At 70.9% G+C, this 21,781-nt stretch carries 20 protein-coding genes; 5 read left to right on the top strand and 15 right to left on the bottom strand.

Annotated features, from left to right (window positions below; translation table 11 throughout):
- The first annotated feature begins 113 nt into the window (after positions 1-113).
- Positions 114-794: a gamma-glutamyl-gamma-aminobutyrate hydrolase family protein gene (locus ACFQVC_RS41185; protein ID WP_381841470.1), complete on the top strand. Its 681-nt coding sequence runs from the start codon at positions 114-116 to the stop codon at positions 792-794.
- A 109-nt stretch (positions 795-903) separates the two neighbouring features.
- Positions 904-2,133 (top strand): TDT family transporter, encoded by a 1,230-nt coding sequence (locus tag ACFQVC_RS41180; protein WP_381841467.1) that lies wholly within the window; start codon positions 904-906, stop codon positions 2,131-2,133.
- Between the two features lie 46 nt (positions 2,134-2,179).
- Here the strand turns inward: ACFQVC_RS41180 and ACFQVC_RS41175 are convergent, their stop codons facing one another.
- From ACFQVC_RS41175 to ACFQVC_RS41150, 6 genes are all read right to left on the bottom strand, one after another.
- Entirely contained in the window at positions 2,180-2,905 is a 726-nt protein-coding gene (locus ACFQVC_RS41175) for a helical backbone metal receptor (protein ID WP_381841464.1), read from the bottom strand.
- 16 nt (positions 2,906-2,921) lie between these two features.
- Positions 2,922-3,467, bottom strand: a complete 546-nt coding sequence (locus tag ACFQVC_RS41170; protein ID WP_381841461.1) for a helix-turn-helix domain-containing protein — start codon at positions 3,465-3,467, stop codon at positions 2,922-2,924.
- Between the two features lie 269 nt (positions 3,468-3,736).
- The gene (locus tag ACFQVC_RS41165; protein WP_381841458.1) at positions 3,737-4,432 is read right to left on the bottom strand and encodes a ComEA family DNA-binding protein; all 696 of its coding nucleotides are present in this window, start codon (positions 4,430-4,432) and stop codon (positions 3,737-3,739) included.
- A gap of 46 nt (positions 4,433-4,478) precedes the next feature.
- Positions 4,479-5,471 carry a hypothetical protein gene (locus ACFQVC_RS41160; RefSeq protein ID WP_381841455.1) on the bottom strand — a complete coding sequence of 331 codons (993 nt, stop codon included), beginning with the start codon at positions 5,469-5,471 and terminating at the stop codon, positions 4,479-4,481.
- Positions 5,472-5,635: 164 nt separating this feature from the next.
- A complete protein-coding gene (locus ACFQVC_RS41155; RefSeq protein WP_381841452.1) occupies positions 5,636-8,257 on the bottom strand; it encodes an ABC transporter permease/substrate binding protein in 2,622 nt (873 codons plus the stop codon).
- Entirely contained in the window at positions 8,250-9,485 is a 1,236-nt protein-coding gene (locus tag ACFQVC_RS41150) for a quaternary amine ABC transporter ATP-binding protein (RefSeq protein ID WP_381841450.1), read from the bottom strand. The genes ACFQVC_RS41155 and ACFQVC_RS41150 overlap by 8 nt, the downstream gene beginning before the upstream one ends.
- Positions 9,486-9,831: 346 nt before the next feature.
- Between ACFQVC_RS41150 and ACFQVC_RS41145 the strand changes: the two genes are divergently transcribed.
- From ACFQVC_RS41145 to ACFQVC_RS41135, 3 genes are all read left to right on the top strand, one after another.
- A complete protein-coding gene (locus ACFQVC_RS41145; protein ID WP_381841447.1) occupies positions 9,832-10,770 on the top strand; it encodes a 5'-3' exonuclease in 939 nt (312 codons plus the stop codon).
- 50 nt (positions 10,771-10,820) lie between these two features.
- Entirely contained in the window at positions 10,821-11,678 is an 858-nt protein-coding gene (locus ACFQVC_RS41140) for a siderophore-interacting protein (protein ID WP_381841444.1), read from the top strand.
- A 332-nt stretch (positions 11,679-12,010) separates the two neighbouring features.
- Entirely contained in the window at positions 12,011-12,994 is a 984-nt protein-coding gene (locus ACFQVC_RS41135; protein ID WP_381841441.1) for a pseudouridine synthase, read from the top strand.
- A 96-nt stretch (positions 12,995-13,090) separates the two neighbouring features.
- On the opposite strand, the gene ACFQVC_RS41130 is transcribed toward ACFQVC_RS41135, so the two are convergent.
- The 9 genes from ACFQVC_RS41130 to ACFQVC_RS41090 form a co-directional block, all read right to left on the bottom strand.
- Positions 13,091-13,756 carry a TetR/AcrR family transcriptional regulator gene (locus tag ACFQVC_RS41130; RefSeq protein WP_381841438.1) on the bottom strand — a complete coding sequence of 222 codons (666 nt, stop codon included), beginning with the start codon at positions 13,754-13,756 and terminating at the stop codon, positions 13,091-13,093.
- Between the two features lie 162 nt (positions 13,757-13,918).
- Positions 13,919-16,732 carry a DEAD/DEAH box helicase gene (locus tag ACFQVC_RS41125; RefSeq protein ID WP_381841435.1) on the bottom strand — a complete coding sequence of 938 codons (2,814 nt, stop codon included), beginning with the start codon at positions 16,730-16,732 and terminating at the stop codon, positions 13,919-13,921.
- A gap of 49 nt (positions 16,733-16,781) precedes the next feature.
- Complete coding sequence (locus tag ACFQVC_RS41120; protein WP_381841432.1) at positions 16,782-17,672, bottom strand: diacylglycerol kinase; 891 nt, start codon at positions 17,670-17,672, stop codon at positions 16,782-16,784.
- A gap of 43 nt (positions 17,673-17,715) precedes the next feature.
- Positions 17,716-18,666: a twin-arginine translocase subunit TatC gene (gene tatC / locus ACFQVC_RS41115; RefSeq protein ID WP_381841429.1), complete on the bottom strand. Its 951-nt coding sequence runs from the start codon at positions 18,664-18,666 to the stop codon at positions 17,716-17,718.
- A gap of 42 nt (positions 18,667-18,708) precedes the next feature.
- Positions 18,709-18,996, bottom strand: a complete 288-nt coding sequence (tatA, locus tag ACFQVC_RS41110; protein WP_381841427.1) for a Sec-independent protein translocase subunit TatA — start codon at positions 18,994-18,996, stop codon at positions 18,709-18,711.
- Positions 18,997-19,207: 211 nt separating this feature from the next.
- Entirely contained in the window at positions 19,208-19,405 is a 198-nt protein-coding gene (locus ACFQVC_RS41105) for a hypothetical protein (RefSeq protein ID WP_381841424.1), read from the bottom strand.
- A 10-nt stretch (positions 19,406-19,415) separates the two neighbouring features.
- Complete coding sequence (locus ACFQVC_RS41100; RefSeq protein WP_381841500.1) at positions 19,416-19,745, bottom strand: hypothetical protein; 330 nt, start codon at positions 19,743-19,745, stop codon at positions 19,416-19,418.
- An 11-nt stretch (positions 19,746-19,756) separates the two neighbouring features.
- The gene (locus ACFQVC_RS41095) at positions 19,757-20,722 is read right to left on the bottom strand and encodes a helix-turn-helix transcriptional regulator (RefSeq protein ID WP_381841421.1); all 966 of its coding nucleotides are present in this window, start codon (positions 20,720-20,722) and stop codon (positions 19,757-19,759) included.
- Between the two features lie 19 nt (positions 20,723-20,741).
- The gene (locus tag ACFQVC_RS41090; RefSeq protein WP_381841418.1) at positions 20,742-21,695 is read right to left on the bottom strand and encodes a helix-turn-helix transcriptional regulator; all 954 of its coding nucleotides are present in this window, start codon (positions 21,693-21,695) and stop codon (positions 20,742-20,744) included.
- Between the last annotated feature and the right edge of the window lie 86 nt (positions 21,696-21,781).

The raw sequence follows: 21,781 nt of genomic DNA, 5'->3' as shown, positions 1-21,781 counted from the left end.
CTGGTCGTACGAAACCGGAACGTCCGCGGGCGCAGCCGAGTTGGCAGACAGCGAGGAGTCCGTGGACTCCGGCACGTACACGGGACGCGGGACACGGGAACAAGGGAGCGTGAGTGGTGGCCAGGCCGTTGATCGGGGTCAGTACGTATCTGACGGACGCGCGCTGGGGCGTGTGGGACCTGGAGGCGGCGCTGCTGCCCGCCGGTTATCCGCGTCTGGTGCAGTCGGCGGGCGGGCTCGCGGCGATGCTCCCGCCGGACGACCCCGACCGCGCCGCCTCCGTCGTCGACCGGCTCGACGCGGTGGTCGTCGCGGGCGGCCCCGACGTGGAGCCGGTGCGCTACGGCGCCGCACCCGACCCGCGCACGGGCCCGCCGGCCCGCGCCCGCGACACCTGGGAACTCGCCCTGATCGACGCGGCGCTCGCCTCCGGCACCCCGCTCCTCGGCATCTGCCGCGGCATGCAGCTGCTCAACGTCGCGCTCGGCGGCACCCTCGTGCAGCACATGGAGGGCCACGCCGTGCAGGAGGGCGTCTTCGGCCGCCACCCGGTGAAGCCCGTGCCGGGCACCCTGTACGCCTCGATCGTGCCGGACGAGGACCAGGTCCCGACCTATCACCACCAGGCCGTCGACCGCGTCGGGCGCGGCCTGGTGGTCTCGGCCCACGCCTCCGACGGAACCGTGGAGGCGGTCGAACTCCCGGGCCCCTCCTGGGTGTTGGGAGTCCAATGGCACCCGGAGATGGGCGAGGACCTGCGCGTCATGCAAGCCCTGGTCCAGGCGGCTTCCTGAGTTTCCCGCACGAGGAGGGCGCGCGGGACCGGTACCCATAACCTGGGGTTATGTCCTCATAGCCGCATGATCCCTAGTGGCCACGCGCACCACGGCGCACGCTGGAGCCATGGCCAGTCACGCGCACCCCCGCCCCCTCCCCTCACCCTCGCCGTCCCACTCCCCCGCGGCCACCGCACCCCTGCGCTCCGGAGCCCTGCGGCATCTCGGCCCCAACTGGTACGCCACCGTCATGGGCACCGCGATCGTCGCCTCGGCCGGTGCGGCGCTGCCCCAACCGGTGCCGCGCGGCGTGGCCGTGGCCGTGTGGGCGCTGTCGGTACTGATGCTCCTGACGCTGCTCACCGCCCGCGCCGGACACTGGCTGCACCATCGCGACCAGGCCCGCGCCCATCTGCTCGACCCGGCGGTGGCCCCGTTCTACGGCTGTCTGTCGATGGCGCTGCTCGCGGTCGGCGGCGGCACCCTCGCCGTCGGCAGGGATGTCATCGGTGAGCGGGCGGCGGTGGCCGTCGACGCGGTCCTGTTCACCACGGGCACCCTGATCGGACTGCTCGCCGCCGCCGCGATCCCGTATCTGATGGTGACCCGCCACAAGGTCGACCCCGGCACCGCAAGTCCCGTATGGCTGCTGCCCGTTGTCGCCCCCATGGTGACGGCCGCGCAGGGGCCGCTGCTGCTCCCCCACCTGCCGGCCGGCCAGTGGCAGGAGGCCCTGCTGCTCGGCAGCTACGCGACGTTCGGCCTGAGCCTGCTCGCCACCCTGGTGATGCTGCCGATGATCTTCGGCCGCCTCATCACCGGCGGCCCGCTGCCCCTCGCCCTGACGCCCACCCTCTTCCTGGCCCTCGGTCCGCTGGGCCAGTCGACCACCGCCGTCAACGCCCTTGCCGACGTGGCACCGGGCGCGATCGGCTCCTCCTACGCCCATGCCTTCGGCGCCTTCGCCGTGGTCTACGGCGTGCCGGTGATGGGCTTCGCCCTGCTGTGGCTGGCGTTCGCGGGCGCCCTGGTGATCCGCGCCGCCCGCGCCGGCATGCGCTTCACCATGACCTGGTGGGGCTTCACGTTCCCCGTCGGCACCTGCGTCACCGGCGCGTCGGGCCTGGCCAGGCACACCGGCCTGACCGCTTACGGCTGGCTCGCGACGGCGCTGTACGCCTTCCTCGTGGCGGCCTGGGCCACGGCGGCGTCGGGGACGGTGCGAGGTCTGGTGTCGGGGCGCCTGCCGGCGGCTCCGCTTCATGCGGATCACGGCTCCGCTCCTCAATCGACGAAGCGCGGCAGGAGGCAAACCCAAGCCCGTCCGGCGTTTGAGGACGAGCCCGCAGGACGATAGACGGCAACCAGGTCGACCGCGCGGTCATCAACCGCAGAGAGCGGGCCTAGGCCAGAGCCGCCCGCAGCTGCGCTCCCAGCACCTCGGTCGCCCGCGCCAACGACGGTCCGTACCAGGTGAGATGACGGCCGTCGACCAACGCGGCGGGCACACCGGGAAACGCCTCCGGCCCGTCCTCGGCGGAGAAGCGATACGGCTCGTCGGGCAGCACGAGCACCTCGGGCCGCGCCGCGCGCAGCTCGTCCAGAGGGATACGCGGATAGCGGTCCGCGTGCGAGGCGTACACATTGACGACACCGAGGCGGGCCAGGAGGTCACCGGCGAAGGTGTCACGGCCGAGCACCATCCACGGCCTGCGCCAGATCGGCACGACGGCCCGTACGTCCGCGAGGCGCGCGGGCGCGTGCCAGGCCTCGGCCGCCACGTCCAGCCAGCCGGGCCGGCCGAGACGGCAGCCGCGCACCAGGACCCGCTCCAGCTCTTGCAGTGCCGACGGCAGATCACGGATCTCGGTGACCAGGACATCGAGCCCCGCGGCGCGCAGCGCGGCCAGGTCGGGGGCGCGGTTCTCCTCCTCGTTCGCGAGCACCAGGTCGGGGGCGAGCGCGACGATGCGCGCCACGTCGGGGTTCTTGGTGCCGCCGACGCGCACGGCGCCGTGCGCGTCCAGGTCCGGCGGATGAGTGCACCAGTCGGTGACCCCGGCGAGCAGCTCCGGCGCGCAGGACGCCACCGCCTCGGTGAGGGAGGGGACGAGCGAGACGACCTTCACCGGCGGGCCCCGCGGCTCACTCCGGCTCGGCCTTGATGTGCTCGGCGACCGCGACCACCAGGACGCGGGTGTCGGGCACCGCGGCCCGCCAGCGGTGGCGGACGCCACCGGACAGGAACATCGTGTCGCCGCGCGCCAGGCGGTAGGCGCGGCCTTCGGCCTCGACCTCCACGGCGCCCTCGGCCACGTACATCAACTCGTCGTTGCGGTGCTGGAATTCACGGCCGGCGTCGTGGTCGCCGACGAACTCCAGGGCGTGCAGCTGGTGCTGGCCGCGGATGAGTCTGCGGGTGCTCGCGGAGTCCTGCGTGTGGTCCGCGCGGACGACCTCGACCGTGCGCTCCGCGTCGGCAGCTGAGAGCAGCTCGACGGCGGTGGTGCCGAGGGCGTCGGCGACGCGCTCGAGGGAGGTGCTGCTGGGGCGCGCGCGCTCGTTCTCGATCTGGCTCAGGAACGGCACCGAAAGGCCGCTGCGCCCCGAGACCGCGGCGAGCGTCAGGCTCAGTGCCCTGCGACGGCGGCGGATGGCCACGCCGACCCGGGCGGATTCCTTGTCGTCCATGCTCCGGCCCCCCTCGAGTGCGTGCGGTCGGACGGTGTGTTCTGCACCCTACGCAAGGCGCGCGGTTCGCGCCTCGTCAACTGCTCTCCTGCTCCAGGTGCCCGATCCGACGGCCCGGCGAACCTCACTCTCTCCGTTCACACTCGCGGAGCGGTCGAGCGGGCCTGTCGGCGGTCGGGCGGATCCGACCGTACAGCGGGGCACCCCTGACCGGGCAGGTCCCCGGACAGCGCCGGTCAGGCACGGGGCCGGTACCGGTCCGGCACCGGTCATGCCGAGAAGACCAGAAGATCGCGGACGGCGTCCACGCGGGCCGGGGCCAGATCGGTGAACGCGATGACTTCGGCAAGTCCGTCGAAGCGCCCCATCCGCGCCCTGACCGTCACCACGGACTCGGCCTCCGCGGCGCTGAACCCGAGGTGCGTGACGAGGACGGCCGCGGGCACGGTGTTGAGGTCGACGAGCCCTCCGTCGTCGTAGCCGCGCGGCAGATCGGGACGGCCGATGCGCAGATCGCGGGCGGCACCGGGGTTCTTGTCGAACAGCTCGCGGGCCTCGCTGCGGCGCGCGGCACGGGCGAGGGCGGCGGAGACGGCGGCGCGGTTGGTGTCCTGGACGCTCTCCCCGTCGCGCAGCAGCAGGAACGCGATCACGGTGTGCACGAGACCGCAGAACCACACGGCGACGAGCAGCCAGTCCCAGGGGCTGTCGACGTTCTCGTCCTCCGGCATGAACACGAGCCCGGCGAGCGCCGCCACCGCGTACAGCGCCGCGGTGAGGCCGTAGGTCCAGCGGCGGGTGCGGGCCGCGAGCCAGCAGAAGGGCAGCCAGGCGAGCAGGCCGACGGAGAGCAGGGGCACGAGTCCCCACAGGAGGGCGCGTCCGGTCCTGGGGCGACGAGCGGTGGTGGCGGTCGCGGCGGCGCCCACGGGGGCATCCACGGGTGTGTGAAGGTTCTGGCTCATCTCCCTGCCGAACCTACATAAGGGCACCTTCACACCCGTCGGGACGTTAGTCCTTCAGCTTCCGCCAGAAGACCAGTTGCCCCGCCTCGCCGGGCGCCGAGCCCTCCTGCGGGATGAACACGCTCAGCAGCACCGCGGGTTCACCGTCAGGCGCCGTGATGAGGCTCGCGGACGGGTTGGCGAAGGCCTGGCTGCCGCCGTGGGTACGCAGGTCGAGCCGGGCGGCGAGGCCGCGCCGGGCGTCGTACACATAGGTGCGCCAGCTGCCGAAGTCGTCCCGCCACCGCTGGCCCTCGATCAGGACCAGCTCGCGCCCCGCCAGGCGCAGCGGGGCCCGGTCGCCGATGTTGCCGTGGTTGCCCCAGGCCCGCAGGGCGCCGTCGAGCCGCCGGTCGGGCTCGGCGTGCCAGGTCCTGAAGTCCCTGAGGGTGGCGGTCAGTTGGCGGTCGGTGTCGCAGCCGGCACGGTAGTGGCCGGTCAGCTCGACGGTGCCGCCGTGGACCGCGGTGATGCTGGGGGTGCCCTCGGCGCAGCGGGACAGGGTGCGCGGTGCGTCGAAGGCGCGCGTGGCGCGGCCGGTGAGCAGGGCGTCGAGGTCCGCGTAGCGGCGTACGGCGATGTGGTTGCGCGGGTCCTTCTCGTACGCGAGGACATAGCCGCCCGCCGGGTCCTTGGCGAGGGAGGCCTGGTGGGTGCCGGGTCCGAAGTCGTGCCGGCGGGTCCAGTGCCGCAGGTCGGCGGAGGTGGCGACGGCGGCGTGGAAGCGGCCGTCGTCCAGGACCGAGTGGTAGACGGCGAGATAGCTGCCGTCGGGGGCCTGCTCGATCTCGGCGGCGTCCATGGTGCGCCCGGTGTCGTCGCGGGCCGCGTACTCATGGCCGTCGGCGGCGCGCACGTCCTGGGTGAGCGAGGCGAGCCGGGCGGCGGCCGCGGATATGGGGGCGGCGTCGGCGCGCCCGACCTGGATCAGGGCGATCAGGAGGGCGAGTGCGAACACGGCCGCGGCGGCGAGACGCACGGGCCGGGGCGGGGTGGTCACTGAGACGTTCCGGCGGCGGTAGGGGCGAGGGCCCGGTCGAGCGTGACGGGGCCCTGTCGAGCGTAAGGAAGAGCTAAGGACATCCGGAACGGACCGAGGGGTGGGCTTCGCCACAGGACCGAAGGCCCCGGGCGACGCCCACCCCTCAGGGAGCGGATGACCGGTTACGCGACCGGTGCCATCCGGTCCTCCATGCCCGGGTGGCCCTTCAGCCACGCGGCGACGGCCTCTTCCTCATGGCCCTTGCCGCGCTTCTTGATCTCGTTCTCCAGGCTCGACAGCTCGCCCTCGCTCATCTTGAAGTTCTTGAACCACTTCGAGAGCTGCGGGTACTGCTTCGGGAAGTCCTTGCTGCCGATGTTGCGGATCGTGTCGCCCTTGCCGAACAGACCCTTGTCGTCCTTGAGCTTGGTCATGTCGTACTCGCTGTACGCCCAGTGCGGCGTCCACAGGAGCACGGCGACCGGCTCCTTCTTGGCGTAGGCGCGCTTGAGCTCGGCGAGCATGGCCGGCGTGGAGCCGTCGACGAGCTCGTACTCCTTGTCGAGGCCGTAGCCGGGAAGGATCTTGTCCTTCATCGTGGTCATGATGCCGGCGCCCGGCTCGATGCCCACGATCTTGCCGTTGAACTGGTCGGCCTTGCCCTTGAGGTCGTCGAGCGTCTTCACGCCCTTGACGTAACTGGGCACCGCGACCTCGAGGGAGGTCGGGCTGTACCAGGAGCCGAGGTCGCTCAGATCGTTCTTGTGCTTGTCCCAGTACTGCTTCTGCGTGGTGGGCAGCCAGGCGTCGAAGTTCACGTCGAGCGCGCCCGAGGCGAGTCCGGCGTAGACGGGGCCGACGTCGGACTGCTTGAGGTTCAGCTTGTAGCCGCGCTTCTCCAGGACGTTCTTCCAGAGGTACGTGACCGCGACGTCCTCGTCCCACGGGAACCAGGCGACGTTGACCGGACGTGCGGCCTCGCCCTTGCCGCCCTCGGTGGAGGCCTGCTTCTTGACCGGGGCCAGCTTGTCGACCAGGCCGGGGTTCTTCTTCAGCCAGGCACGGACGGCGTCCTGCTGCTGGCCCTTGCCCGCCTTGTTGATCTCGGATTCAAGGCTGGTGAGCTGCTTCTCGCTGAGCTTGAAGTTCTTCATCCACTTGGCGACCTCGGGGTTCTCCTTCGAGAAGCCCTTGCGCGCCACGGAGTGCACCTGGTCGCCCTTGCCCCAGGCGCCCTTCGGGTCCTTGAGCTTCTTCAGGTCGAAGTCGCTGTAGGCCCAGTGCGGCGACCACAGGGTGGTGACGATGGGCTCCTTCTTGGCGTACGCGCGCTTCAGCTCGGCGAGCATGGCGGGCGTCGAGCCGTCGACGACCTCGAACTCGCCCTCAAGGCCGTACTCCTTGAGCACCTTGTCCTTGAGCAGCTTCATCATGCCGGCGCTCGGCTCGATGCCGATGATCTTGCCCTTGAACTTGCCGCCCTGGCCCTTGAGGTCCTCCAGGGAGTCGATGCCCTTCATGTACGAGGGCACGGTGAGCTCCAGGGAGGTGGGGCCGTACCAGTCGCCCAGGTCCTCGAGCTTGTCGCCGTACTTCTTCCAGTACTGCTCGTGCGTGGTGGGCAGCCAGGCGTCCGTCTGGAAGTCCAGCTGGCCCTGGGCGAGCGAGGTGTAGAGCGGACCCGCCTCGAGCTGCTTGGCCTCGGGCTTGAAGCCGCGCTGCTCCAGGATCTCCTTCCAGAGGAAGGTGGAGGCGACGCCCTCGTCCCACGGGATGTAGCCCATGGAGATCTTCTTGCCCTGGCCGACGTCGGTGCCGTCGGCGGCCGTGCCGGAGCCGGACTTGCCGATGACGTTCATACCGCCCGCGACAAGACCCAGGATCACGACGCCGATCACCGCGAACGCGGGGCGCGGACGGTAGTTCCAGATCTTCAGGCCCTGGGCGGCGCGCAGCTTCACGGCGGCACGGCGGCCGAGCGGCGAGACCTGGCTGCCGAGGGAGCTGCTCATCCGGTCCAGGTAGATGGCGAGGATGACGATGGAGACACCGGCCTCGGCGCCCAGACCGATGTCGAGCTGGCCGATGGACTGGTTGACGTCGCCGCCGAGACCGCCGGTGCCGACCATGCCCGCGATGGCGGCCATGGACAGGCCCAGCATGATGACCTGGTTGACGCCGGCCATGATCGTGGGCAGGGCCAGCGGCAGCTGTACGCGGAGCAGGGTGCTGCGCGGCGAGGTGCCGAACGCCTCGGCCGCCTCGACCAGTTCCTTGTCGACCTGGCGGATGCCCAGCTCGGTCATGCGGACGCCGGGCGCCAGGGCGAAGATCAGGGTCGCGATGATGCCCGCGGCCGAACCCATGCCGAAGAAGAGAATGGCCGGGATCAGATAGATCATCGCCGGCAGCGTCTGCATGAAGTCCAGGACGGGCCTGACCAGACCGCTGACCGTGTTCGAGCGCGCGGCCCAGATGCCGAGCGGCACCGAGATCACCAGCGCGACGATGGTGGCGACGAGCACCAGGGACAGCGTGATCATCGCGTTGTCCCAGAGTTCGAGCGAGATGATCAGCCCGAAGCCCGCGAAGGTCAGCACACCGGCGAAGAGCCCGCGCAGCCACCAGGCGACGACGGCGAGTATGCCCACGAGCAGCAGCGGCTCGGGCGCCGAGAGAACGGCGTTGATGCCGTCGTAGAGGCCGGTCACGACCGCCTTGATGGCGTCGAACAACCAGCTCATGTGGTCGAGGAGCCAGGTGACTCCGCTGTTGACCCAGTCTCCGAGGGGGACCCTAGGCACGAGCGGCCACCTCCTCGGCATCGCGCGGACCGTCTTCGTCGGCGGAGTCCGCCTTCGTCGTTCCGGAGGTGGCGCCGCGGGGCGCGGGGACGGCGTCGCTCTTGTCCCCGGCGGTCTTGCCCTCGGCGGCCTTGCCCTCGGCGGTCTCGCCCTTGGCGGTCTCGCCCTTGGCAGCGTGCTCCTCGGCCGCGTGCTCCTCGCCCTCGCCGAGCGCGGACAGCAGCTGCTCGCGCGAGACGACACCGGAGAGCTCGCCGTCGGCGCCGGTCACGGCCACCGCGGCGTCGCTGCTCGCGGACGGCGTGAACAGCTCGACCAGCGGGGTGTCCTCGGTGACGGTCGCGGGCGCGTCGGCAAGGACCTCCTTGGCGGAGACCCCGGCCTCGGGCTGCTCCATGATCGCGCCCGCGGTGAGTACCCGGGAGCGGTCCACGTCCTGGATGAAGGACGCGACGTAGTCATTGGCCGGCCGCACCAGGATGTCCTCGGAGCTGCCGATCTGGACGATCCGCCCGTCACGCATCACGGCGATCTGGTCGCCCAGACGCATGGCCTCGTTGAGGTCGTGGGTGATGAAGACGATGGTCTTCTTCAGCGTCTTCTGCAGTTCGAGGAGCTGGTCCTGCATATCGCGCCGGATCAGCGGGTCGAGGGCGCTGAACGACTCGTCCATGAGCAGCAGATCGGCGTCGGTGGCCAGCGCGCGGGCCAGGCCCACGCGCTGCTGCATACCGCCGGACAGCTCGTCGGGCCAGGACTTCTCCCAGCCCTCGAGGCCGCACAGGCGCAGCGCCTCGGTGGCGCGCTTCTCGCGCTCGGCGCGCGGGAGGCCCTGCACTTCGAGGCCGTACGCCGCGTTCTCGAGCACGCTGCGGTGCGGGAACAGCGCGAAGTGCTGGAAGACCATGCTGATCTTCTTGGAGCGGACCTCGCGCAGCTTGCGGGCGCTGATGTTGGTGATGTCGTCACCGTCGAACAGCACTCGGCCCGCGGTCGGTTCGAGCAGTCCGTTGAGCATCCGCAGAAGCGTGGACTTGCCGGATCCCGACAGACCCATGACGACGAAGATCTGGCCCGGCTCGACGGTGAACGAGGCATCGATCACCGCGGCGGTGGTGCCGTCGGCGCGGAGCTCCTCGCGGTCGCTGCCGCTTTCGAGTTTCCGCACCGCGTCATCGGGTCGTCTGCCGAACACCTTGTACAAGTGCTCGGCCTGCAGCCTGGACATAAAGCCTCTCGGTTCGTACGTGCGACGGCCCGCCTCCCCCGCCGGCGGGCCGTGGAGCGGCGCGGGTTCGGCCCGCTCACCGGGAAACGGACTAGTTGAATCCGTCAATCGGTTCGCTCCGGCTGCGCGCCTGCCCCTGCCGAAACGGATCAAACGCAAGAGTGTTCCAGTTCACAGGGGTATCGCCGCAGGTCACCGCTTTGTGTGTATCCAGCAACCGACGGTCACGACACGTCCTGCGACGGCTGCGGGGACACTGTCAGTACCGGTGCGAGGACACTGTCAGCACCGCTGCGGGGGCGCTGTCAGCACCGCTGCGGGGGCGCTGTCAGTGGGGTGCGGCATGATGCCGGGTGTGACGCAGCAAACTCGACGGCTCATGCTCCTCGACACCGCCTCCCTCTATTTCCGCGCCTATTTCGGCGTCCCGGAATCCGTGAAGGCCCCGGACGGCACCCCGGTCAACGCCGTCCGGGGGCTGCTCGAATTCATCACCCGCCTCGTCCAGGACCACCAGCCGGACGACCTGGTCGCATGCATGGACGCCGACTGGCGCCCGCAGTGGCGCGTGGACCTGATCCCCTCGTACAAGGCGCACCGCGTCGCCGAGGAGATCGCGGAGGGCGCCGACGAGGAGGAGATCCCCGACACCCTCTCCCCGCAGGTCCCGATCATCGAGGACGTCCTGGACGCCCTCGGCATCGCCCGCATCGGAGTGGAGGGGTACGAAGCGGACGACGTGATCGGCACCCTCACCGACCGCGCCGCAGGACCGGTCGACATCGTCACCGGCGACCGCGACCTCTATCAACTGGTGGACGACAAGCGCGGCATCCGCGTGCTGTACCCACTGAAGGGCGTGGGCTCCCTGCAGCTCACGGACGAGGCGGTGCTGCGCGAGAAGTACGCGGTGGACGGCGCCGGTTATGTCGACCTGGCACTGCTGCGCGGCGACCCGAGCGACGGCCTGCCCGGCGTGCCCGGCATCGGCGAGAAGACCGCCGCCAAGCTGCTCGCCCAGTACGGCGACCTGGCCGGCATCATGGCCGCGGTCGACGACCCGGCATCGAGGCTCACACCTTCGCAGCGCAAGCGTCTCGACGAGTCGCGCCCCTATATCGCCGTGGCACCGAAGGTCGTCCGGGTCGCCACCGACGTCCCGGTCCCCGCCAGCGACCTGGCTCTTCCGCGCGAGCCCCGCGACCCTGCGGCCCTCGACGAGCTGGCGGCGCAATGGGGTCTCGGCGGATCCCTGCAGCGACTGGTCTCCACTCTCCAGGACTGAGGTGTTAACTTAGGCTTACCTAAGCAAGCCAATGGTCAGGGGAGGCCTCCGTGGCAGAACGTCCGGCCCGTAAAGCGCCGAAGGCCCATCTCGCGGAGGTGGTGCGCACGGAGCGTCTCACCCCGCATATGCAGCGCGTGGTGCTCGGCGGTGCGGGACTCGCCGAGTTCGAGGCGGGGTCCTGCACCGATCACTACATCAAGCTGCTCTTCCCGGTCGAGGGCGTGACCTACCCCGAGCCCTTCGACATGCAGCAGATCCGCGCCGAGTTCCCGCGCGACCAGTGGCCCACCACCCGGACGTACACGGTCCGCGCGTGGGACCCCGAACTCCGGCTGCTGACCGTCGACTTCGTCGTGCACGGCGACGAGGGCCTGGCCGGTCCGTGGGCGGCCGGCGTCAAGGCGGGCGAGCAGATCCGCTTCCTCGGCCCCGGCGGCGGGTATGCGCCCGAGCCCGCGGCCGACTGGCATCTCCTCGCCGGTGACGAGAGCGCCCTGCCCGCCATCGCCGCCGCCCTGGAGCACATTCCGGCCGGTGCGCCGGTGCACGCCTTCGTCGAGGTCGAGGGCCCCGAGGAGGAGCAGGACGTCAGCTCGCCCGACGGCGCCCGGATCACCTGGCTGCACCGTGGCGCGCGCCCCGTCGGCGAGGCCCTCGTCGAGGCCGTGACCGCCCTGGAGTTCCCCTCCGGAGACGTGCAGGCCTTCGTGCACGGCGAGGCGGGCTTCGTGAAGGAACTGCGGCGCCTGCTGCGTGTCGAGCGCGAGATTCCGCGCGAGCGCCTGTCCATCTCCGGCTACTGGCGCCTCGGTCACAACGAGGACGGCTGGCAGTCCTCCAAGCGCGACTGGAACGCACAGGTGGAGGCGGAGCAGGAGAACGCCACCGCGGCGACCGCCTCCTGAAGCAGCAGGGCGCTCACCCTGCCTCGGTACGGCCCGCACCCTGCCTCGGCTACCGCAGCACCCTGCCTCGGTACGGCGCACCCACCTCCGGGCCGAGCAGGGCCCCCGCCTCCAGGGCCGAGCGCGGGGCGCCCGCCCTCCGGGACAAGCACAGCGCCCGCCACCGGTGCCGAGCGAGGGGCGCCCGCCCTCCGGGACAAAGCAGGACGCCCGCCTCCAGGGCCGAGCGCGGGGCGCCCGCCCTCCGGGACAAGCACAGCGCCCGCCACCGGTGCCGAGCGAGGCGCCTGCCTCCGGGCCGAGCAGGACGCCCGCCCCGTACCCTTGCTCCCGTGCCCCGACGCAAGCCCAAGGTTCCGCCCGCACCGCTCCCCCAGCGGGACGGAATCGACCCGGTGCGGCTGCGGCTGCCGCTCGACGGGGCCTGGGACACGGTGCGGGCCCATCTCCTCGACCGGCTTCCGGTGGGCGAGGAGATCGTCGACGCCATGCTGGGCCGGGGTGAAGTGGCGGGCACGGACGGCCCGTTGACGGCCACCACCCCGTACACCGGCGGCGCCTATGTCTGGTTCCACCGGCCGCACGCCCCCGAGCCCCCTGTGCCGTTCCCCCTCACGGTGCTCCACCGGGACGAGCACCTGGTCGTCGCCGACAAGCCGCATTTCCTCGCCACCACGCCCCGGGGCAGCCATATCACCGAGACCGCGCTCGCCCGGCTGCGCCGCGATCTCGGGCTGCCCGAGCTGACCCCCGCACACCGTCTCGACCGGCTCACCGCGGGCGTCGTGATGTTCACCGTGCGCCCCCGGGACCGCGGGGCCTACCAGCGCCTCTTCCACGACAAGCAGGTACGCAAGGAGTACGAGGCGGTCGCGGCGTACGCTCCACAGCTCGCCCTGCCCCGTACCGTGCGCAGCCGCATCCAGAAGGACCGCGGCGTGATCGCGGCGTACGAACTCCCCGGCGAGCCCAACAGCGAGAGCCTGATCGAGCAGGTCGAGCACCGCATGGGCGGACCCGACGGGCCGCTCGCCCGCTATCGTCTGCTCCCCCGCACCGGCCGCACCCACCAGCTGCGGGTGCATATGAACGCGCTCGGCATCCCGATCCTCGGCGACCCCGTCTACCCGGTCGTCACCGACCCGGCCCCGGACGACTTCACCCGGCCGCTGCAACTGCTCGCCCGCGTGCTGGAGTTCACCGATCCGCTCACCGGGCACGAGCACCGCTTCGAGAGCCGCAGGACGCTGGGGGCGTGGACGGACTACACCGGCTGGGCGGGCCTGCCCGAGCGCTCCGCGGGAAGCCCGGTATGACATCTGCGGGTGCGTTGTGGCTGGTCGCGCAGTTCCCCGCGCCCCTTTGGGGCACTTCCCCTTTGGGGCACTTCCCCCTAGCCGCCTAGCTCTCCTTCACGCCCCCGCGGCCGGGGCTCCCCACGCCTCGTCCCGCAGCGGAAACCCCGCTATCCGCAGCACCGCGTCCGCGGTCGCCTCGGCGAAGGCCGCCACGGGGCGGTCGGGGTCGGAGCGGCGGATGAGGATGACTCCCTCGACGAGGCCGAAGACCAGATCGGTGCGCAGGGCCAGTTCCGCCGCGCCGAGCCCGCCGCCCGGTCGGCTGCGATGCAGCAACTGACGGTAGGCGCCCTTCAGTTCGGCCCGCATCCGGTGGAACGGCGCAAACCGTTCGGCCCGCACCTCCGGCAGCAGATAAAGCGCCCCCAGGTTGTGCCGGCCGCCGCACAGCAGCTCCACGTCCGAGCGGCACAGCTGCCACAGCCGTGCCTCGGCCGGCCGTTCACTCTGCGCGAGGAGGGCGGCGGCCAGGACGAGCGAGGGCTTCACCGTCGACTCGAGCAGCTGGGCGAGGAGATCTTCCTTGCCCGAGACGTAGTGGTACATGGTGGCCTGGCGCATTCCCGCCCGCTCGGCCACGGCGCGGGTCGTGGTGGCGCCGAAGCCGAGGGTGGTGAACAACTCCGCGGCGGCGTCCAGGAGTTCGCCGCGCGGAGTCAGCCCGCGGTCGGGCCGCTGCTCGGCCCGGGGCCGGCCGACCCGCCTTCCGGTGCCGCTCATGCGGAAGATCTTCCCGTCCTTGTCATGCGGAAGATCGTCGCACGGGCGTCCGAGCGCACCGGCCGATAGCGGCCACCGCGCATATGCCATGGGCAGCGCACGCCCCGGCGCCCGGACCAGCCGCCTCACGGGAGCAAGGACACGGGAGCAAGGAGTCGGGAGTCAGCCCACCGACGAGTACGCCACCACACCCCGCAGCAGGGCGTCCACCGCCTTGCGGGCGTTCTTCGCGACCGTGCCGCCGCCCTCCGACGGGGCCGCCGCGGAGATCTGCCCGAGGACGTCGATGACCTGCTTGCACCAGCGCACGAAGTCACCCGCGGGCATCTCCGCCTCGCGCAGGACCTCGTCGAGGCTCTTGTCGGACGCCCACATGTACGCCGCCCAGGCGAAGCCAAGGTCGGGCTCGCGCTGCCCGACACCCTCGGCCTGGTTGATCCGGAACTCCTCCTCCAAGGCGTCGAGGCGCCCCCAGATCCGCACCATCTCGCCGAGCGCGGCCTTGGCCTTGCCGGAGGGCAGCTTGGGCGCGAGCGCGTCGTCGCTCACCCTGGCCTCGTACACCAACGCCGAGACGCAGGCGGCCAGTTCGGCCGGGCTCAGCCCCTCCCAGACACCGGCGCGCAGACACTCCGACGCCAGCAGGTCCAGCTCGCCGTAGAGCCGGCCCAGGCGCCTGCCGTCGTCGGTGACCTCGTCACCGCGCAGATAATCGAGCTCGGTGAGCAGCGCGACGATACGGTCGAAGGTGCGCGCGATGGTGTTCGTACGCCCCTCGATACGGCGCTCCAGCTGCCTGGTGTCGCGCTTGAGGCGGTGATAGCGCTCGGCCCAGCGGGCGTGATCCTCGCGCTCGTCGCAGCCGTGGCAGGGATGCGCCCGCAGTGCGGCGCGCAGCCGGGCGATCTCGCGGTCGTCGGCCGCATCCGACCGGCCCTTCTTGTGCCGCTCGGGCCGGATGTGCCCCGCCTTGGTGCGCAGCGCGGACGCCAGGTCGCGCCGTGACTGCGGGGAGCGGGCGTTGAACGACTTGGGGATCCGCATCCGCTCCAGGGCCTCGACCGGCACCGGGAAGTCCATTGACGCCAGGCGCTTGACCTGCCGCTCGGCGGTGAGCACCAGGGGCCGGGGGCCGTCGTGGTGCTCGAAGCCGCGGTGGCCGTTGGACCGCCCGGCGGGCAGGCCCGGGTCGAGGACGAGGGCCAGGCCCGCGAACTTGCCGGTGGGCACATGGATGACATCGCCCGGCTTGAGCTTCTCCAGGGCCGCGGCGGCGGCCGCGCGGCGCTGTACGGCGCCCTGCTTGGCCAGTTCGTTCTCACGGTCCTTGAGCTCGCGGCGCAGGCGCGCGTACTCCTCGAAGTCGCCCAAGTGGCAGGTCATGGAGGCCTGGTAGCCCTCAAGGCCCTCTTCGTTGCGCTGCACCTGGCGGGAGATGCCGACGACCGAGCGGTCCGCCTGGAACTGCGCGAAGGACGTCTCCAGGAGCTCGCGGGAGCGGTGGCGGCCGAACTGGTGCACCAGGTTGACCGCCATGTTGTACGACGGCTTGAAGCTGGAGCGCAGCGGATAGGTCCGCGTACCGGCGAGGCCCGCGAGGTGTTCGGGGTTCATCCCGCGCTGCCACAGGACAACGGCGTGGCCCTCGACATCGATGCCACGGCGGCCCGCACGGCCGGTCAGCTGGGTGTACTCACCGGGGGTGATGTCGGCGTGCTGCTCGCCGTTCCACTTGACGAGCTTCTCCAACACCACCGAGCGCGCGGGCATGTTGATGCCGAGCGCCAGGGTCTCGGTGGCGAACACGGCCTTGACCAGACCGCGTACGAACAGTTCCTCGACGACCTCCTTGAAGGTCGGCAGCATGCCCGCGTGGTGCGCGGCGATTCCCCGCTCCAGGGCCTCGAGCCACTCGAAGTAGCCGAGGACGTGCAGGTCTTCGTCCGGGATGGACGCGGTGCGCTCCTCGACGATCTCGCGCACCTTGGCGCGGCCCTCTTCGTCATTGAGCCGCAGACCCGCGTACAGACACTGCTGCACGGCGGCCTCGCAGGCGGCGCGGCTGAAGATGAAGGTGATCGCGGGGAGCAGCCCTTCGGAGTCGAGGCGGTCGATCACCTCGGGTCTGCCGGGCGTCCAGATCCGTGACCTGGAGCGCCGCTCGCGCTCGCGGTCGGCCTCCCTGATCCGCTTGCCGCGGCGGCGGTCGCGGCCGTACGAAGGACGGCTGTCCTCCATGCGCGCCATCCGCGTCAGATCGGGGTTGACCGCGCGCTTGCCGGACTCCGCCTCTTCGAAGAGGTCATACATCCGGCGGCCGGCGAGCACATGCTGGAACAGCGGCACGGGCCGGTGCTCGGAGACGATCACTTCGGTGTCGCCGCGCACGGTGTCCAGCCAGTCGCCGAACTCCTCGGCGTTGGACACGGTGGCCGAGAGGGACACCAGGGTCACCGACTCGGGAAGGTGAATGATCACTTCTTCCCAGACGGCACCGCGGAAGCGGTCGGAGAGGTAGTGCACCTCGTCCATCACGACATGGCCGAGGCCGAGCAGCGACTGCGAGCCCGCGTACAGCATGTTCCGCAGGACCTCGGTGGTCATCACCACGATCGGCGCTTCGGAGTTGACGCTGTTGTCGCCGGTGAGCAGGCCGACCTTGTCGGCGCCGTAACGCCGGGCCAGATCGGCGTACTTCTGGTTGGAAAGGGCCTTGATCGGCGTCGTGTAGAAACACTTCTTGCCCTGCCGCAGGGCGAGGTGGACGGCGAATTCGCCGACGATCGTCTTGCCGGAGCCGGTGGGCGCCGCGACCAGGACGCCCTTGCCCGCCTCCAGCGCCTGGCAGGCCTCGATCTGGAAGGGGTCGAGACCGAAGTCGTACATCTCGCGGAAGGATGCGAGCGCGGTGGCCTGCTCGGCAGCCCGCTTACGTGCTGCCGCGTACCGCTCGGCCGGTGAGAGGTCCTCTGTCATCTTGTCTTCGAGCCTACCCGCCACCACTGACAGAGGTCGCGATCTTTGTTCAGAGAGCAAGTACCCGCACGGCCCCCGGCACGCACTCGGCCGTCAACGGCAGCGTCCCGAGCGGCTCCCCGTCGGCGTACCCGGTGATCCCGGCCGCCGCCAGAGTGATCTTCGCGGCCCGGTGCACGGTGACCTCGGGGTGCTCCACATGCGTGCCCTTGTAGACCTGCGGAAAGACCTTGACGAGCGTCGTACGGCTGCAGTCGCCGACGACCCTGATGTCGAAGAGGCCGTCGTCCTGCTCGGCCCCGGGGCAGATCCGCATACCGCCGCCGTAGGACGTCCCGTTGCCGACGGCGACGAGGGTGGCCTCGATCTCCCGCTCCGGCCCGTCGTCGAGCGCGATGCGGAACGGGAAGGGCTTGAACGAGGCGAGTTCGGCGAGCATCGCCAGGTCGTACTTGAACCGCCCGGCCGGCCATCGCATCCGGTTGCCGCGGTCGTTCACCCGGGAGTCGAAGCCGGAGGCGAGCACGGTGCCGAACCAGCGCCCGCCGGCCAGGCCGAGGTCCACCTCGCGCAGCCGGGCGCCCTTGAGCGCCTCCGCGGCCACCCGCCCCGCGGCCTCGGGGTCGCGCACCGGCAGGCCGAGGGAGCGGGCGAAGTCATTGCCGGTGCCGACGGCGATCACACCGAGGGGGGTACGCGTCCCGGCGACGGCCTGCAGGGCGAGGTGCGCCATGCCGTCGCCCCCGACCGCGATCAGCGCCCCGGTGCCTCCCTCGACGGCTGTGCGGGCGCGGGCGAGGGCGTCGTCGGCGTCGCTGCCCAGGACGGTACGTACGGAGAAGCCCGCTGCCCTGAGTGCCGAAGCGGCCGGCTGCGCGGCGTGCGCGCCCCGGCCGCGTCCCGCGGTGGGATTGACGAAGAGAGTGATCTCGCTGGTCACTGGACGTCCCCCCGGACGAGGTCTGGGCCAGGACCCTACAAGATCAGGTCACATCGTCGAAACCGTTGGTCCTGCGGTCCTTGTCCGAGTTCGCCTGCTCGGGGAGGGCCGGGGCGGCGGCGACGGCTTCGACCTCGTCCACCGCTGCGGGGGTCAGATCGATGTCGGACGCCTCGTCGTCGGAGAGCCCGGCGTCGGGGTTGCTCCGGCTGCGCCTGCGGTCGTTGACCATGCAGATGCCGAGGGCGATGAAGTACAGGGCCACGATGGGCGCCGCCAGCGAGAGCATGGTCAGCGGGTCGCCGGTGGGCGTGGCGAAGGCCGAGAAGAGCGTGATGCCCAGGACCATGATCCGCCACCAGGAGGCAAGCCGCTTGGCCGTGAGCACTCCGGTGAAGTTGAGCAGTACGAGCAGCAGCGGCAGCTCGAAGGCCAGACCGAAGACGATCACCATGCGTACGACGAGGTCGAGGTAGTCGTCGACGGGCAGCAGGTTGCGGGCGTTCTCGGGCGTGAAGTCGAGAAGGATCGTCGCGGTCTGCGGAAGGATGGTGTACGCGAGAACGCCGCCCCCGAGGAACAGGGGGGCGCCGACGCCGACGAAGCTCAGCGCGTACTTCTTCTCGTGGCTGTGCAGGCCGGGGGCCATGAAGGCCCAGAGCTGATAGAGCCAGACCGGGGTGGAGAGCACCACACCCGCTACGAGGGAGACCTTGAGCGCGATCGAGAAGGGCGCGATCAGACCGTTCACGGTCATGTCGGCGCACGGTTCGCCGTTGGCCTGCCGGGTCGCGCCGTCGGTGCAGCCCACCGACGTCAGGATCGGCCTCAGCATGAAGTCGATCAGGTCTTTGTAGAAGAAGGCCGCGACGATGGTGATGACCAAGATGGCCACCACGGAGATCAGCAGCCGGTTACGCAGCTCACGCAGGTGCTCCGCCAGGGGCATACGCCCTTCGGCATCTCTCTCCTGCTTGCGGGCAGACTTGAGCAACCCACGTCCCTCGTCTCGTGCAGCGGCCGTCTGTGGAGTGCGTCAGTTCTGCGTCGTGTGGTTCGGCTCGGTCACGGGACGGGAGCTGGACACATCGCCGGGCGCGGCCTGGATGGTGCGCGGGGCGGCCTGCTGGGGCGCCGAGTCGGTGGTGCCCTCGGTTCCCTTCGTGGAGTCGTCGTCCTTCTTCATGGCCTTGGCCTCGCTCTTCAGGATGCGAGCCGACTTGCCGAGCGAACGCGCCATCTCGGGAAGCTTCTTGGCACCGAACAGCAGCAGGATGACGGCGATGATCAGAACGATCTCGAGGGGCTTCAGATTGCCGATCATGTGCGCTTCCTTCTCACGAGGCGGCAGGTGGGCGACTACTGCCGGAAAGGGCGGACCGGGATCCGGCCTCCGTACTGACAGCGATCGTAACGCGTAGGGGTGAACGCCGGGCAATCCCCGTGCGTACTCTCAGTTGCGGCCCTGGCTCGGGCTCCCGGAGCCGCGCTCTGCAGCGTACCCGCACCGGCCGTGGAGTTGACAGGCCGAGCACCTAAAGTGCATCTCGCCCACTGCGCGCCATGTCGGTCGCAGCTCGCTCCAGGTCCTCGGCGGCGCTGTTGATCTTCTGTGCGGTGACGGCGACTTGGGCCCCCAGGCGCCGCACCTCGAAGAAGACCCGCACGGCGAGGACGCCGAGCACGGCGAGTCCCAGAAAGCCGAGCGCGATCGCGGTCATGGGCCAGAGCATGCGCGCCAGCCTAGCCGGTGGAGTGCAGGCGCAGCGTCCGCACCCCGCCGCCGGTGAGGAGTTCGACGATGCGCTCACCTGCGGGCTTGCGCACGGCGGTGTCGCACTCGGGGCAGGTGAAGGAGTAGAAGGTGGTGCGGCGGCTGGCGCCGATCGCCAACCTGATGGCACCCGCGGAGAGTTCGAAGCGCGCCCGACAGTCGGGGCAGGCGGCCTTGAAGAGCACGGGGCGCCCCTGCCGGGGGACGCCCGGGGCGCCGGCCGCGGTGGTGACGGCCGCAGCGCCGACGGCCACGGAACCACCGGAAACAGAAACGCCCGAATGAGGCGCACCGGACATAAGCGACATACTCAAGCTCCCTGTTCCTGCCCGTCGTACGCCACGAGCGCCTCCCGCGCCGCCCGCTGTGCGCTCTCCGCGAGGTCCCGCGGAGACACGATCCGCCCGTCCCTGCCGAGCCGCAGCGCGAGGCGGCGCAGTGAGGCCGGGTCCGGGGTGCGCAGCGTGATCCGCAGCCCGCCGTCGGCCAGCTCCTCGGCGCTGTCGTGCGGGTAGTACTCGGCGACCCAGCGCCCGCCGGGGCCCACATCGACGACCACCTCCGGGTCGTCCGCCGAGGGCTGCACAAGCCCCTCGGAAAGATCACGCAGCTCCAGCTCGGGCGGCGCCGCCGCCTCGTCCAGGATCCGGATCTCGGCGACCCGGTCGAGCCGGAAGGTGCGCCGCGCCTCGGAGCGGTAGCACCAGGCCTCCATATACGTATGCCCGAGGGCGAAGAGCCGGATCGGGTCCACCTCGCGCTCGGTCAGCTCGTCGCGCGCGGGCGAGTAGTAGCGCACCCAGAGGCGGCGCCGCTCGGAGATCGCCCGGTCCACCTCGGCGAAGACCCCGCCCTCCGACTCGAAGGTGACCGAGAGCCGGTCGCTGGCCCCGGCCGCCTCGCCCGCCGCGGCCTCCAGCTTGGCCGTGGCGCGAAGCAGCGCCTCGCGGTCGCTCTCGCGCAGCCCCGGCAGCGTGGCCACGGCCCGCGCCGCCACCAGGAGCGCCGTCGCCTCGTCCGCCGCGAGGCGCAGCGGCGCGGCCACGTCGTCCGCGTTGTGCCACCAGATGCGGTCACCGTCGGTGTCGATGTCGAGGAGGTCACCGCCGCGGAAGCTGGTCCCGCACAGCGGCAGTACGTCGAGGTCGGAGATCAGCTCGTCCTCGGTGATCCCGAAGGCCCGGGCGACATCACCGACGCGGGCACCGGGGCGCTCGCGCAGATACGTCACGAGGGACAGCATCCGGCGGGTCTGGTCGATCGCGTTCGCGGCCATGATCTGTTCGCTCTCCCCCTCAGTCCTTGGCCACGGCGCGCAGCCGATCCACGACATCCGCCCGCAGCTCGGCGGGTTCGAGCACCACCACATCGGGCCCGAACTCCACCAGCCAGGCATCCATGCCATGACCGTACGGAATCTCCAACTCGTCCCACCCGTCGCCCAGTTCGCGTATCGCCGTGGCCTTGGCGCGCAGCGGGTAGCCCGCACCGGAGCGCAGCTTGAGCAGCGCGGAGCGGTCCGCGATCTCCCCGGCCCAGCTCGCCACGGTCTCCCGCACGGTCACCACATCGGGCACGTCGGCGGTGAACTTACCGGCCCGCGAACGCACCTTGCCGGTGATCCGGGAGAGCCGGAAGACCCGCTCGGCGCCGCGGTCGCGGTCCCAGCCGGCCAGATACCAGTGACCGCGCCAGCACTCCAGGGCCCATGGTTCGACATGCCGGGTCTCGGGGCGGGCGGCGGTGGCCTTGCGGTAGTCGAAGACGACCGGACGGCGGTCGCGGCAGGCCAGCATCAGCGGCTCGAAGGCGGCCTCGTGCACCGGAATCCGCGGCTCGAGAGCGCTGTGCGCCTCGTACGGATCCACTTCCTCCGGCATTCCGGCGGCCCGCAGCTTCTGCAGGGCGCCGCTGGCGGCACCGGCCAGACGTGCCTGCTGCCAGACCTTGGCGGCGAGACCGAGGGCCGCGGCCTCCTCGGCATCGAGGGTGACGGCCGGCAGCCGGTTGCTGTCCCGGCGGGCCAGATAGCCGGTGTCGCCCTCGAGGTTCTCAACTGTCTCGATGACCAGGCCGAGTTCGCGCAGATCGTCCTTGTCGCGCTCGAACATCCGGTTGAAGGAGTCGTCGGAGCCGGCTTCGAGATAGGCCTCGATGGAGCCGCGCAGCTCTCGCTTGCTCAGCGGCCGCCGGGTCCCAAGGAGGCAAAGGGCCAGATTCATCAGTCGCTCTGCCTTGGCAATCGCCATCGACGCCCTCTCCACCCTCCCGCACACGCTGCTCTACGATCGCTGACCGTACCGCCCCACGGTGTGCAGGCAAAAGCCGAGGACCT

It is taken from the genome of Streptomyces monticola, assembly GCF_042665355.1.
Classification (GTDB): Bacteria; Actinomycetota; Actinomycetes; order Streptomycetales; family Streptomycetaceae; genus Streptomyces; species Streptomyces monticola.
This window is presented reverse-complemented; position numbering and strand designations above follow the sequence as displayed.